General features: G+C 72.1%; 13 protein-coding genes. All 13 read left to right on the top strand.

The features are described 5' to 3' along the window. The first annotated feature begins 63 nt into the window (after positions 1-63). The 13 genes from ACTXG6_RS01535 to ACTXG6_RS01475 all read left to right on the top strand — a co-directional run bounded on the left by ACTXG6_RS01535 (position 64) and on the right by ACTXG6_RS01475 (position 14,138). Positions 64-2,775 (top strand): PEP/pyruvate-binding domain-containing protein, encoded by a 2,712-nt coding sequence (locus ACTXG6_RS01535; protein ID WP_445185952.1) that lies wholly within the window; start codon positions 64-66, stop codon positions 2,773-2,775. Between the two features lie 123 nt (positions 2,776-2,898). Continuing rightward, on the top strand, positions 2,899-3,981 hold the full coding sequence (locus ACTXG6_RS01530) for a LacI family DNA-binding transcriptional regulator (RefSeq protein WP_445185951.1): 1,083 nt from the start codon (positions 2,899-2,901) through the stop codon (positions 3,979-3,981). A gap of 52 nt (positions 3,982-4,033) precedes the next feature. Continuing rightward, positions 4,034-4,783 (top strand): phosphoglyceromutase, encoded by a 750-nt coding sequence (locus ACTXG6_RS01525; protein WP_445185950.1) that lies wholly within the window; start codon positions 4,034-4,036, stop codon positions 4,781-4,783. A 150-nt stretch (positions 4,784-4,933) separates the two neighbouring features. Continuing rightward, positions 4,934-6,292, top strand: a complete 1,359-nt coding sequence (locus ACTXG6_RS01520; RefSeq protein ID WP_445185949.1) for a sensor histidine kinase — start codon at positions 4,934-4,936, stop codon at positions 6,290-6,292. Beyond that, a complete protein-coding gene (locus tag ACTXG6_RS01515; protein WP_445185948.1) occupies positions 6,289-6,969 on the top strand; it encodes a response regulator in 681 nt (226 codons plus the stop codon). Before ACTXG6_RS01520 ends, ACTXG6_RS01515 begins: the two co-directional genes overlap by 4 nt. Positions 6,970-7,035: 66 nt before the next feature. Next, a complete protein-coding gene (locus ACTXG6_RS01510) occupies positions 7,036-8,043 on the top strand; it encodes a Ppx/GppA phosphatase family protein (RefSeq protein ID WP_445185947.1) in 1,008 nt (335 codons plus the stop codon). Further along, positions 8,040-9,377 carry a hypothetical protein gene (locus tag ACTXG6_RS01505; protein ID WP_445185946.1) on the top strand — a complete coding sequence of 446 codons (1,338 nt, stop codon included), beginning with the start codon at positions 8,040-8,042 and terminating at the stop codon, positions 9,375-9,377. The genes ACTXG6_RS01510 and ACTXG6_RS01505 overlap by 4 nt, the downstream gene beginning before the upstream one ends. 10 nt (positions 9,378-9,387) lie before the next feature. Beyond that, on the top strand, positions 9,388-10,308 hold the full coding sequence (locus tag ACTXG6_RS01500; protein WP_445185945.1) for a sugar phosphate isomerase/epimerase family protein: 921 nt from the start codon (positions 9,388-9,390) through the stop codon (positions 10,306-10,308). Positions 10,309-10,370: 62 nt separating this feature from the next. Then, the gene (locus ACTXG6_RS01495) at positions 10,371-11,231 is read left to right on the top strand and encodes a thioesterase family protein (RefSeq protein ID WP_445185944.1); all 861 of its coding nucleotides are present in this window, start codon (positions 10,371-10,373) and stop codon (positions 11,229-11,231) included. Positions 11,232-11,376: 145 nt separating this feature from the next. After that, positions 11,377-12,186, top strand: coding sequence for a pyrroline-5-carboxylate reductase (gene proC / locus ACTXG6_RS01490; protein ID WP_445185943.1), 810 nt, complete (start codon positions 11,377-11,379; stop codon positions 12,184-12,186). 162 nt (positions 12,187-12,348) lie between these two features. Continuing rightward, positions 12,349-12,561, top strand: a complete 213-nt coding sequence (locus ACTXG6_RS01485) for a helix-turn-helix domain-containing protein (RefSeq protein WP_445185942.1) — start codon at positions 12,349-12,351, stop codon at positions 12,559-12,561. A 170-nt stretch (positions 12,562-12,731) separates the two neighbouring features. Next, a complete protein-coding gene (locus ACTXG6_RS01480) occupies positions 12,732-12,833 on the top strand; it encodes a 30S ribosomal protein bS22 (RefSeq protein WP_010241351.1) in 102 nt (33 codons plus the stop codon). Positions 12,834-13,100: 267 nt separating this feature from the next. After that, the gene (locus tag ACTXG6_RS01475; RefSeq protein ID WP_445185941.1) at positions 13,101-14,138 is read left to right on the top strand and encodes an NAD-dependent epimerase/dehydratase family protein; all 1,038 of its coding nucleotides are present in this window, start codon (positions 13,101-13,103) and stop codon (positions 14,136-14,138) included. Positions 14,139-14,145: the final 7 nt, after the last annotated feature.

Here is a 14,145-nt window from a genome sequence, read left to right as displayed (position 1 = left end):
TTCATCGGACGTTGAATTTAGGTCCGAAGAAGTTCCACCGCTCGTTCACCCGGAGGTCAGGCAATGGATCCGCTGGTACTCGACTTCGGCGCCATCGACGCGTCGATGGTCCCGGTGGTCGGTGGCAAGGCGGCGAACCTGGGGGAGCTCACCGGGGCCGGGCTGCCGGTGCCCGGTGGGTTCTGCCTCACGGTCGGCGCCTACCGCCGGATTGCCGCCGGTGCCGCACTGGACGCCGTGCTGGACCAGCTGGATCGGCCGGGGAGCCGCACCGCCGACCCCGGCGAGCTGGCCACCCTGGCCGGCAAGGCGCGGTCGGCGGTGGCCGGTGCGCCGGTGCCGGCCGACATCGAGGCCGACGTGCTCAGCGCCTACCGCGCGCTGGGGGACGACGTCCCGGTCGCGGTGCGCTCGTCGGCCACCGCCGAGGACCTGCCGTTCGCCAGCTTCGCCGGCCAGCAGGACACTTACCTCAACGTGGTCGGCGTCGACGCGGTGCTCGACGCGGTGCGCCGCTGCTGGGCGTCGCTGTGGACCGACCGGGCGGTGGCCTACCGGTCCAGCAACGGGATCCCGCACCGCGACGTGGCGCTCGCCGTGGTGGTGCAGCGGATGGTCAACTCGCAGGTCAGCGGCGTGCTGTTCACCGCGAACCCGGTGACCGGGCGGCGCCGGGAGGCGGTCGTCGACGCCAGTCCCGGACTCGGCGAGGCGGTGGTGTCCGGCGCGGTGAACCCGGACCGGTTCGTGCTCGGGCTGGACGGCGGGCCGGTGCGGGAACGCCGCCTCGGCGACAAGCGCGTGGTGGTGCTGCCGGTTGCCGGTGGCGGCGTGGTGCGGCGGGAGCGCGCCGCCGACGGGGAACCGACGGCCTGCCTGACCGACGCGCAGCTGGGCGAGCTCGCCGCGCTCGGCCGCCAGGTGGAAGACCACTACGGGGCGCCGCAGGACTGTGAGTGGGCGCTCGACGAGTCCGCCGCCCTGTGGCTCACCCAGGCCCGGCCGATCACCACGCTGTTCCCGCTGCCCACCGATCCGGGGCCGGCCGGGGACGGCACGACCGCGTACTTCTGCGCGACGTTGGCGCAGGGGTTGGTCCGGCCGATCACGCCGATGGGGCTGGCCGCGTTCCGGCTGCTGGGGGCCGGGTTGGCCGACCTGGTCGGGGTCCCGGTACCGGCGGGGTCGGCCGGACCGCGCCGGCTCATGGTGACCGGTCAACGGGCGTTCGTCGACGTCACGCCGGCGCTGACCCACCCGCTCGGGCGCACGGTCATGTTGCGGCTGCTCGGCGTGATGGAGGCGCGCGCCGCCGAGGTCCTGCGCAGGCTCGGCGACGACCCCCGGTTCGCCGTGCGCAAGCGGTCGGTGCGGCCGCTGCTGGTGACCGCGGTCCGGACGGCGTGGCGGCTGCGGATGCCGCCGAGGGCGCTGCACGCGGTCCTGCGCCCGGCCGCCGCGCAGGACCAGGTGCGGCAGGTGGCCGAACGGCAGGAGCGTGGGCTCGCGCTGGCCGACGGGGCCACCGCCGAGCAGCGGCTGGACCACGTGGAGCGGTCGCTGCGCCACGTGCTGGGCCGGGCCATGCCGAGCCTGATGCCGGCCCCGGCGGGCGGCTTCCTGATGCTCGGGTTGGCCGCTCGGCTGCTGCGGGCCGACCTGCGCCCCGGTGACCTGCAGGCCGTGCTGCGCGGGCTGCCGCACAACGTGACCACCGAGATGGACCTGGAGCTGTGGCGGCTGGCCAGCCGGGTCCGGGCGGACGCGGACTCGGCGGCCGAGCTGGCCGGCGCACCGGCCGCCGAGCTGGCCGCGCGCTACCTGCGGGGCGGGCTGGCGCCGGTCGTGCAGCGCGGCATGGCGGAGTTCCTCGCCGAGTACGGGCACCGGGCCGTCGCCGAGATCGACCTCGGGCTGCCCCGCTGGGCGGAGGACCCGGCCCACCTGTTCGGCGTACTGATCAACTACCTGAAGCTGGACGACCCCGCGGTGGCGCCGGACGCGCAGTTCGCCAGGGCGGCGGCCGGCGCCGAGCAGCAGGTGCGCCGGCTGGTCGAGGCGGCGCGGCTGCGCGGGGGACCGGGCGGGCGGCTGGGCGGGCGACTGCGCGGCCGGCTGGTCGGGTTCGCCCTGAACCGGGCGCGCGCGCTGGGTGGCTTGCGCGAGGCGCCGAAGTACTACCTGGTGGTCGGCCTCGCGTCGGTCCGCCGCCAGCTCTCCGAGGTGGGCACCGAGCTCGCCGCCGCCGGCCGGTTGGCCGCCGCCGAGGACATCTTCTTCCTCGACCTGACCGAGGCGCGTCGCGCGCTGCGTGGCGCGGACCTCGGTTACCTGGTCGCCGAGCGGCGGGCGGACTACGAGCGCGAGATGCGCCGTCGGCAGGTGCCCCGGCTGCTGCTCTCCGACGGGGTCGAGCCGGAGTCGCTGGGTGCCGCACAGGCCGCCGCCGAAGCGGGTGACGGCCGGCTGGTGGGGGTGCCCGCGTCGGCCGGCACGGTGACCGGCATCGCCAGGGTGGTGCTCGATCCGGTCGGCGCGCACCTCGCACCCGGGGAGATTCTGGTGGCGCCGTCCACGGACCCCGGCTGGACCCCGCTGTTCCTGACCGCCGGTGGGTTGGTGATGGAAATGGGTGGGTCGAACTCGCACGGCGCGGTGGTCGCCAGGGAGTACGGCATCCCGGCCGTGGTGGGGGTGCCGAACGCCACGCAGCTGATCAAGGACGGCGATCGGATCGAGGTGCACGGCGCCGAGGGCTGGGTGATCGGGACCTAGTGGATTCACTTAGTTGACATTCGAATCCTGACAAGGCTCCCGATTAGCCGTATCCCCCAGTAGGGTGACGCCCGCCAGGGTCTCGCGCCCGGGAGCTGGGGAGGTGTAGGGGGAATGGCGACGATGAGCGAAGTTGCCGACGCCGCGGGGTGCTCCACGACCACGGTCTCGCATGTGCTCAACGGCACCCGCACGGTTGCCGCCGAGACGCGGCGTCGGGTCGAGCAGGCGGTCAGCGAACTCGGCTACCACCGCCGGATCACCCGGCCCGGTCACGCGCCACGCAACCTGACCGCTGTCGGGCTGACCCTGTCCGGGCTGTCCAACCCGTACTTCTCCGACCTGGTCCAGGGCGTCGAGCGGGAGCTGGCCAGGGCAGGGCGGGTGCTGGTGCTGGCCGACACCCACGACGACCCGGAGACCGAGCGGCGGGCGGTGGCCAGCCTGCTCAAGCACCGGATCGAGGCGCTGGTGATGGCGCCGACGGCGGGCTGGATGCGGCGTACCTGGCCGTTGTTGCGCGAGCGGCGGGTGCCGTTCGTGCTGGTCGACCGGATCGTCGACGCCGACGTCGACCAGGTCGGGGTGGAGAACGAGCCGGGTGCCTGCGTGCTGGTCGAGCACCTGCTCAGCCTCGGGCACCGCCGGGTCGGCATGATCGCCGGGCTGCCCGGGCTGTCGACCACGGTGGAGCGGGAGATCGGCTACCGGCGGGCCCACCAGCGGCGCCGGGTGGAGGTCGACCCGTCGCTGATCGTCTGTGGTGACTCCAGCCTGGACGGTGGCCGGCGCGCGGCACTGCGGCTGCTGGACCGGGCGGACAGGCCCACCGCGCTGTTCAGCGGGAACAACGCGATGACGGTGGGTGCCCTGACCGCGCTGGAGGACCGCGACGTGGCGGTGCCGGGCGACATGGCCGTGGTCGCGTTCGACGACTTCGAGTTCTCCCCGCTGGTGCGCCCCCGGCTGACCGCCGCCGCGCAGCCCTGCCACGCGATGGGGGCCAGGGCCGTGCAGCTGCTGCTGCGCCGGTTGACCAGCCCGGGGCTGCCGGCGCAGACGGTGCGGATCCCGGCGTCGATCGAGCACCGGGACAGCTGCGGCTGTGAGCGGGCCCGCGCCTCGGTGGCCAGGGACCGGCGGCCCGCTTCGGTCCGGCCGGAGACCGCCCAGGTCGGGCGCCCCGAGGCATCGGCGGTCGGCTGAGTCGCCTGGAGTTGAGGCGCGCCCCCGGGGGTGCTCTGGCAAGCTGGGCGTCATGAGCGCCCCGTACCAGTTGGTGTTGTTGCGACACGGTGAGAGCGAATGGAACGCGAAGGGTCTGTTCACCGGGTGGGTGGACGTCGCGCTGTCGGCGAAGGGCGAGGGGGAGGCCCGTCGGGGCGGCGAGCTGTTGGCCGAGGCGGGCGTGCTGCCGGACGTGGTGCACACCTCGCTGCTGCGCCGGGCGATCTCCACCGCGAACCTCGCCCTCGACGCCTGTGACCGGCACTGGATCCCGGTCCGCCGGGACTGGCGGCTCAACGAGCGGCACTACGGCGCGTTGCAGGGCAAGGACAAGAAGCAGACCAGGGAGACCTACGGCGACGAGCAGTTCATGCTCTGGCGCCGCTCCTACGACACCCCGCCGCCGCCCATCGAGCCGGGCAGTGAGTTCTCCCAGGACGCCGACCCGCGCTACGCGGACCTTCGGCCCGCCGCGCCGCTCACCGAGTGCCTCGCCGACGTCGTGGCGCGGATGCTGCCGTACTGGGACGGCGAGATCGTGCCCGAGCTGCGGGCCGGCAAGACCGTGCTGGTCGCCGCGCACGGCAACTCACTGCGCGCACTGGTCAAGCACCTCGACGGGATCTCCGACTCCGACATCGCCGGGCTGGACATCCCCACCGGCATCCCGCTGCGCTACGAGCTGGACGAACAGCTGCGTCCGCTCACCCCGGGCGGGGAGTACCTGGACCCCGAGGCCGCCGCGATCGCGGCCAAGGCGGTCGCCAACCAGGGACGCTGAGCGGGGACGGGCCGGCCGGACCAAATTCACCCGTCAGGGTGAACGGAACGTGAACGGGCCGGGAAATCTGGGTCCGACACGGGTCATGCATGTCACCTCTCGGGGGTTCGGGCTGGTCATCGGCCCCCCGGTGCTGCCTACCATGCAGTTGTGAGCGCCCTGGCGAGCATCGCCCTGGCCGTCGGCACCCTTCTGGTGGGCCTGACTGGCGGGGCGCTGTGGGCTCGGCGGCGCGGGCCGCGTTCGGCCCGCCCAGTCGGCCCGACCTTCGCCGACCTCCTGCACCGGGTGGTGCAGTCCTCCCGCAACGGGCTGGCCGTGGTCAACCGCTACGGCGACGTGGTGCTGCACAACCCCAGGGCCACCGAGATGGGCCTGGTCCGGGTGGCCAGGGCCGACCCGAGGGCGCTCAAGGCCGCCGAGCGGGCCATCGCCAGCGGCGCGGCGCTCGAGGTCGACCTCTCGCCGCTGGAACACCGGGGCCGCCAACCGGAGGCGGTGCTCGGGCACGTGCGCCCGCTCGGCGACGGGTTCGCCGTGGTGGACGCCGAGGACACCTCCGACATGGTCCGGCTGGAGGCCACCCGGCGGGACTTCGTGGCCAACGTCAGCCATGAACTGAAAACACCGGTGGGCGCCGTCGGATTGCTCGCCGAGGCGGTGCTGGACGCCGCCGACGACCCCGACGAGGTACGCCGCTTCGGCACCAAGATCCTCAAGGAGTCCACCCGGTTGGGTGCACTGGTCACCGAGCTGATCGCGCTGTCCCGGCTGACCGGCGCCGAACGGCTGCCCGAGCTGGCCGTGGTCGAGGTGGACGACGTGATCAACGAGGCGCTGTCGCGGTGCCGGCTGGTGTCCGAGTCGACCGGTATCGGCATCAGCGTGGACGAACCGAGCGATTTGCTGGTGGACGGCGACCGCACGCTGCTGGTCACCGCCCTGTCCAACCTGATCGACAATGCGATCGCCTACTCGCCGCCGAACACCTCGGTCTCGGTCAGCCGCCGCCGGGTGGACGACGTGGTGGAGGTCGCGGTCACCGACCGGGGCATCGGCATCGCACCGGAGCACCAGGTGCGGGTGTTCGAACGCTTCTTCCGGGTGGACCCGGCCCGCTCCCGCGCCACCGGCGGAACCGGGCTGGGGCTGGCCATCGTCAAGCACGTGGCCGCCAACCACGGCGGCGAGGTGAAGCTGTGGAGCCACCCCGGAACCGGGTCCACCTTCACCCTGCGGCTGCCCGCGCACGGCGTGGACAGGTTGCCCGGCGCCCTGTCGCCGGCCGCCCAGAACGGTGCCGCCGGTGCTGTTCCGGGCGGCGTTCCCGGCAGTGTTTCCAGCGCTGTTTCCAGCGCTGTTTCCAGCGCTGTTTCCAGTGCTGTTCCCAGTGGATCGAACAACGGCAACCCCGGTGCGCTCGGTGCCGCCCGGCACCTCGCGTCGGACCGGGCCGCCGGCCGCGTCCCCGATCGCGACCGCATCACCGAACCAGGAGGAGTGCTGTGACCAGGGTGCTGATTGTTGAGGACGAGGAGTCCTTCGCCGACCCGTTGGCGTTCCTGCTCCGCAAGGAGGGTTTCACCGCGGCGGTGGCCGGTACCGGCCAGGACGCGCTCGAGGAGTTCGACCGCAACGGCGCCGACATCGTGCTGCTCGACCTGATGCTCCCCGGTATGAGCGGCACCGACGTGTGCAAGGCGCTGCGGCAGCGCTCGGCCGTCCCGGTGATCATGGTGACCGCCCGGGACAGCGAGATCGACAAGGTCGTCGGCCTCGAGCTGGGCGCGGACGACTACGTCACCAAGCCGTACTCGGCGCGCGAGCTGATCGCCCGGGTGCGCGCGGTGCTGCGTCGCGGCGGTGAGTCCGAGGACATGTCCCCGCCGGTGCTGGAGGCCGGCCCGGTGCGGATGGACGTCGAGCGGCACGTGGTCACCGTGACCGGCGGCGAGGTACCGCTGCCGCTCAAGGAGTTCGACCTGCTGGAGTACCTGCTGCGCAATGTCGGCCGGGTGCTCACCAGGGGCCAGCTGATCGACCGGGTGTGGGGCGCGGACTACGTCGGCGACACCAAGACACTCGACGTACACGTCAAGCGGCTCCGCTCGAAGATCGAAGCAGACCCGTCGGCGCCGCGGCACCTGGTTACCGTGCGTGGCCTCGGCTACAAGTTCGAGACCTGAGTGGCCGCTGAGTTGACCCCTCCGAGCGCGTTCTCGGGCCTCCGGGCCAAGGTACGGTAGGTCTCCGTGCGCCTGGGTGTGTTAGACGTCGGGTCCAATACCGTTCATCTACTCATTGTCGACGCACACCGCGGTGGCCACCCCACCCCGATGACGTCGGAGAAGACCGCGCTGCGCCTCGCCGAGTCACTCGACTCGTCCGGGCGCCTCAGCCGGCACGGGGCGGACGCGCTGGTCCGGGCGGTGCACACGGCCCGCACCTCGGCCGCCGCCGCCGGCTGCCGGGACCTGCTGGCCTTCGCGACCTCGGCGCTGCGGGACGCACCGAACTCGGCCGCCGTGCTGGCCAGGGTGCACGCCGAGACCGGGGTGTCGCTGCAGGTGCTGCCCGGCGAGGACGAGGCCAGGTACACCTTCCTGGCGGTCCGCCGGTGGTTCGGCTGGTCGGCCGGGCGGCTACTGGCACTGGACATCGGTGGCGGCTCGCTGGAGCTCGCGGCCGGCATGGACGAGGTTCCCTCGGTAGCCGAGTCGCTGCCGCTGGGCGCCGGGCGGCTGACCCGGGAGTGGTTCAGCTCCGACCCGCCGACCCGCCGCGAGATCGACGCGCTGCGCCACCACGTCGAGCTGCTGCTGGCGCCGGTGGCGGCCAAGCTGATGGCCGAGGGCACCCCGGAGCGGGCGGTCGGCACCTCCAAGACCTTCCGCTCGCTGGCCCGGCTCACCGGGGCGGCGCCGTCCAGCGAAGGCCCCCGGGCACGGCGGGTGCTCACCGACACGGGACTGCGCCAGGTCGGTGCCTTCATCAGCCGGATGTCGGCGGCTGACCTGGCCGAACTGGAGGGCGTGAGCCCCAGCAGGGCGCACCAGCTGGTGGCCGGCGCGGTGGTCGCCGAGGCGGCGATGCGGGCCCTCGATCTCACCCAGCTGGAGATCTGTCCGTGGGCGCTGCGCGAGGGCGTTATCCTTCGACGCCTGGATTGGCTCGACGGGGCGTCCCGAAATGACCACTCGTCGCAGGGTTCGACCGCGACTGGACTGGCGACGCCGCAGGAGGCACGGTATACGGGATGACAGCGGACCACAGCTCCGAATCGGGGCGCCAGCGGACCGTCGCTGAACTGCTGGAGCAGTACGGCGGCGACGGTGGCGGCGGTGGTCGGCGCCGCCGGCGTTCCGGCCGGACCGACGACGCGGAGCCCGCCACCCGATCCGGCGAGCTCCCCACCCCCGACTCGGCCGCGACGGCGGACGCCGAGCGGACCTGGTCCTCGCTCTCCGCGGTCTCGGCCGAGGAGCAGGACGCACTGCCCCGGCGCCAGGCCGGTGGGCAGGCCATCGCGGACAGCGCGGGCACCTTCTCCGGTGGCGCGGTCCCCGACCGGGACAGCGCGGACTCGCCGTGGACCGGCTACGGCTCCGCCGGGCTGTCCGGCGCCGGGACCTTCGACACCGGCAACGGCGACAGCCACGGCGGCTCCCCGCTGGACTCGCTGAACAGCTCGGAATGGGCCCGGCCGGGCGCCGGGTGGTCCCGCTCCGGCGCTGACCCGCTGTCCTCGCCGAGTTCGCTCAGCGGCACCGGCAGCTACCCGCCGGCCGACCCGTACTCCGCTGACTCCTACCAGGCCGACTCCCGCAAGCCTGATTCCCGCAAGGCCGACTCGTTCAAGGCCGACTCCTACCTGCCGGACGCCTACCTGGGGGAGTCCTACCCGGTCGACGGGTACCCGTCGAAGCCGGCCAAACAGCCCGAGCGGCCCACCGAGACGATGCCGAGGATCGGCCGGCGGCCCGGTCCCGCCACCGGTCCCATCACCAACCCGCTGTCGCCGACCGGTCTCGCCTCGCTCAAGGCCGGCCCGGTCGCCCCGGTGGAGATGAGTCCGGGTGCCCCCGACGTCGTGGGCTCCGGTGTGATGCGGACCGGCGCCACCAGGGCGGTCGAGGCGAGCGGCCCGAGTACCCAGGTGTCCTCGCCGGCCGTGCTGTTCGACGACGAGGACGACGACGGCGACCTCGATCAGCTGGGCGCACGCCCGGTTGCCGGCAAGCGGGGCCGGACCAAGCGGTCCGCGCGCGGGCCGATGGTTGACGTGCCGGCCGGGTTGGACGCCGACGACGCGGACCTCGAGGACCGCTCGGCGGGGTGGAAGGCCTGGGCGATCCTGATTGCGCAGGGCATCGGCGGTGCGGTCGGCGGGGCGGTGCTCTGGGTCGGCTTCCGCTACCTGTGGCTGAACCTGCCGGTGGTGGCGCTGGCCGCGGCGGTGCTCGCCACGGTCGGACTCGTGATGGTCGTGCGCACAATCCGTGGAAGTGACGACCTGCAGACGACTATGCTCGCGGTCCTGGTCGGACTCATTGTGACGATCTCGCCCGCTGTACTCCTGCTCGCCGTTCGCTGAGGTAGCGCCTGTGCACCCACCCGCCCCGTTGGTCGCGCTTTCCACTGCCTCGGTTTACCCCGAGTCGACGGAGGTCGGGTTCCTGCTGGCCGCGGAGCTCGGCTACGACGGCGTCGAGCTGATGGTGTGGACCGACCCGGTGTCCCAGGACATCCAGGCGATCGAGCGGCTCTCCGCGCGCTACCGGGTGCCGGTGCTCGCGGTGCACGCGCCCTGCCTCGCGGTGACCCAGCGGGTCTGGGGTACCGACCCGTTGGAGCGGCTGCGCCGCAGTGGGGACGCCGCGAACTACCTGGGCGCCAGCAGCGTCGTGGTACACCCGCCGTTCCGCTGGCAGCGTGGCTACGCGACGGCCTTCGCCGACACGGTGGAGGAGGTGGCCCAGCAGTATGGCGTGGTACTCGCGGTGGAGAACATGTTCCCGGTGCGCCGGGCCGGGCTGCGCGCGGTGCCCTACGCGCCCAGCGAGGACCCCACCGACGTCGGGCACCGCTACTACACGCTGGATCTGTCGCACACCGCCGCCGCCGGGGTGGACGCACTGGCCATGATGGACCGGATGGGCGACGGGCTGGCACACATCCACCTGACCGACGGCAGCGGCGCCACCCGGGACGAGCACCTGGTGCCGGGTCGCGGCAACCAGCCGTGCGTCGAGGTCTGTGAGCGGCTGGTCAACAACCACTTCTCCGGTGTCGTGGTGCTCGAGGTGAGCACCCGGCGGGCACGCACCCGGCACGACCGGGCCGCGCTGCTGGCCGAGTCGCTGCTGTTCGCCCGGCTGAACCTGCAGCCGTCCACCCCGATCGCCACGCCGGTCCGGCCGAACGGGCGCGACAGCGCGGATCTACCGGTGCGCGGCGAGGACCACGTCGCGGTGCCGCTGCAGGCCCCGGTGCCAGGACCGCTGGGCGCCTCCAGCCGACCGTGACGCCGGGCACAGAACAGCCCCGTTGAGCCGTCGCCGCTGAGGCGGGGTGATAGAGCTAGTACATGGAAACTCGCTCACCGGTCGACACGGTGTCCGCTCCCGAGTCGGCTCCGGTGGCCCCGCCGTTCTCCGGCGCGCTCGGGCTCACCCCGGCCCGACCGGGGGTCTACCGGGTCGAGCTGGCGGAGGCCTGGACCGTCGGCGGCGGCAAGCTGCACGGCGGCTTCATGATGGCGCTGCTCACCAGGGCGGCCCTGACCGGGTTGGATGCGCACACCGGTGCACCGGCCGGCACCACGGAGCCGGTCGCGGTCAGCATGGACTTCCTGCGCGCTCCGGACGTGGGACCCGCGGAGCTGGCCACCGAGGTGATCAAGGTCGGCCGGACCGCGTCCGTGGTACGGGTCGAGCTGCACCAGCACGGCCGGTTGGCGCTGGCCGGGACGGTCACCGCCGGCCGGTTGCCCGAGGGGCCCGCCGACTGGACGAACCTGCCCGAACTGGCCCCCGAGCCGCCGGCCGAGGCGGTACGGATCGCCGACTCCCGCCACGACTCCGAGCTGACCCGCTCCTGTCAGGTGGTGCTGGACACCGGCACCGCGGCGTTCCTGCGCGGTGAGCGGGCCGACCCGCTGATGCGCGGCTGGGTGCGCCCGCGCGGCGAGCAGCCCGACGTGCTGTTCGCCCTGCTGGCCGGAGACATCCTGCCGCCGCTGCTGTTCAACATGGCCCGCGTGGGCTGGGCGCCGACCGTCCAGCTCACCGCACTGCTGCGGGGGCGCCCGGCTCCGGGCTGGCTGCGCCTGGAGGCGACCAGCCGGGTCATCCGAGGCAACTGGTTCGACGAGGACTACACGGTCATCGACGCCCAGGGTCAGCTGGTCTGCCAGGCCCGCCAGCTCGCTCTGGCGCCACTCGGCTAGCCGACCGGGCTGGTCGGGCAGGCGGCTGTTCGCGGGCGGCCTGGGAGGCGCCGCGCGCCGCTCCCGGCTCGCACCGGGCACTGGGTGGGGCGCGGGATACCGGGCCGGCTGGATGATCGGGGAGCCACGCTCTAGCGTGACCGGCATGAAGAGCATTGCGGTGCTTGGCGCCGGCAAGATGGGTGAGGCGTTGCTGAGCGGGCTGGTGAAGTCCGGCCATCCGACCGACCAGCTGTGTTTCACCGAGCGGCATCAGGACCGGGCCGCCGAGGTGACCGAGCGGCTCGGGGTGCGGCAGGTCGACGTGGCCGACGCAGCCGGTGTCGCGGACGTGCTCGTCGTCGCGGTCAAGCCGCAGGACATCGAGCCGCTGCTCGCGGTGCTCAAGTCGACGATCCGGCCGGGCGCTCTGGTGGTGTCGATCTGCGCCGGGCTGCCCACCGCGCTGTACGAGCAGCGGCTGCCCGAGCACACGGCAGTCATCCGGGTGATGCCGAACACGCCGATGCTGATCGGTGAGGCGATGAGTGCAATCTCACCCGGTCGATACGCCACCGAGGAGCAGTTGGTCGAGGTGACCAGCATGCTCGGCGCGGTCGGCCGGGTGGTCCGGGTGCCCGAGGCACAGCAGGACAACGTCACCGCACTGTCCGGCTCCGGCCCGGCGTACTTCTTCTACTTCGTCGAGGCGATGATCGAGGCCGGGGTGCTGCTCGGCATGTCCCGCCAGCTGGCCTCCGAGCTGATCGTGCAGTCCGCGCTGGGGGCGGCCCGGATGCTGAGCGAGACCGGCGATCACCCGGCCGTGTTGCGCGAGGCGGTCACCTCGCCGGCCGGCACCACCGCGATGGCGCTGCGCGAGCTGGAACGGCACCGGACGCGCGCTGCGATCACCGACGCCCTCGAAGCCGCCCGAAATCGGTCTATCGAGCTAGGCCGCATTAACGGTGTGTAGTTGACACGCCCAAGCGTGTGCTCCGAATGGGTGGTCTTCACTCATTAGGATTGTTATAACGTTCGCTCTGGTAACCACAGCCACGCTAGTCTCATGCGCGGACAATTAACCCGTCCGTGGACGTGCGACGGTCGAGTCACGTGAGTTGAGGCGAGGGGCTTCATGGCTGCAGAGCAGGGCAACCGCCCGGACCTCGGTCAGGTGCAGTTTCTGACCGTGGCCGAGGTGGCCGCGATGATGCGGGTTTCCAAGATGACCGTCTACCGGCTGGTGCACTCCGGCGAGCTTCCGGCGGCCAGGGTCGGACGCTCGTTCCGGGTGCCCCGCGAGGCGGTTCAGGACTACCTTCGCAACGCGTATCACGACGCCGGCTGACCGGTCCGGTTCGTCTCGTACCGGGGTGACCCGGTACGGGTGCGGGGGCCGAGTATCCGGCCAGGTAGACTGAGCGTTCATTGCCAGCCGGCGTCTCCGCGGTGGATCTTCACCGTGGTCGGCGCGTCGAGCGGCATCAGTAATTGATCTATCCGGAAGGGTGCTGCTGAGTGGGCTCGGTCATCAAGAAGCGTCGCAAGCGGATGTCGAAGAAGAAGCACCGCAAGTTGCTTCGCAAGACCCGCGTGCAGCGGCGCAAGCTCGGCAAGTGACCGGACGTCGGTAACCGGTCGTACAGCAGCTCAGTCTCGCAGGTCAAAGGCTCGGCGCGCGATCTTTTCGAGGGCGTCGCCGGGCATTCTTCATGTGCGCTTCGCACGGGCATCGGCGCCCTGTACGGGTAGGTAGCCTGATGGTCTCTGTTGCGTAGCGGCACGTAATAGATGCGTGAATTCCGCCGCTGTCGCACCGAGCTCACCGGTCCGGGTACTAGCATCGGGCGTCGCGGTAGGGGCGGGCGATGGTTCAGGAGAAATTTGGTGGCGCCTTCAGTTGTCCTCGTGACCGGCGTCAGCCGGTTCATCGGTGCTCACTTGGCGGCTCGTCTGGCCGCCGACCCGAGCATTGACCGGGTGCTGGGGGTGGATACCGTGCCGCCGCCCCGCGACCTGTTGCGGGGCATGGGCCGGGCCGAGTTCGTCCGGGCGGACATCCGCAATCCGCTCATCGCCAAGGTGATCACGTCGGCCGAGGTCGACACCGTCGTGCACACCTCGCTGTCGTCCAGCCCGGCGGCCTCCGGTGGCCGGGTGGCGATGAAGGAAATGAACGTCATCGGCACGATGCAGCTGCTGGCGGCCTGTCAGCGCTCACCGAGGGTGCGCCGGCTCGTGCTCAAGTCGACGACCGCGGTGTACGGGTCGAGCCCGCGAGACCCGGCGATATTCACCGAGACGATGGCCCCGAAAGCGATGCCGCCCGGGGGCTACGCGAAGGACGCGGTCGAGATCGAGGGCTATGTGCGGGGCTTCGGCCGGCGCCGGCCGGATGTGTCGGTCACCGTGCTGCGCTTCGCCAACTTCATCGGTCCCCGCATCGACACCTCGCTGACGAGGTATTTCGCCCTGCCGGTCGTCCCGACCGTGCTGGGTTACGACGCTCGGATGCAGCTGCTGCACTCCGAGGACGCGCTGGCGGTGCTCGAACAGGCGGCCCGCCAGGACCTGCCCGGGGTGTTCAACGTCGGTGCGCCGGGGGTACTGCTGCTGTCCCAGGCGATCCGGCGGGCCGGGCGGGTACAGGTGTCCCTGCCCAGCATGATCGTCGGCCCGGCGAGCCGGTTGTTCCGAGGCGCTCGGCTTGTCGACATGACACCGGATCAGATGCGTTTCCTGAACTTCGGCCGAGTAGTGGACACCGACCGGCTGCGGGATACCTTCGGGTTCACGCCGAGGTGGACCACGATGCAGGCCTTCGACGACTTCGTACACGGCCACGAGCTTCGCCCGATGATCTCTTCCGCGCAGGTCAACGCGGTAGAGAAGGGCGTCCTGGCCACCGCGCGAGCCCTACTTTGAGGGAGAG

The organism is Pseudonocardia sp. Cha107L01, from assembly GCF_052566575.1.
Note: the sequence above shows the minus strand (reverse complement) of the source record. Positions and strands in the feature narration are given on the sequence as shown.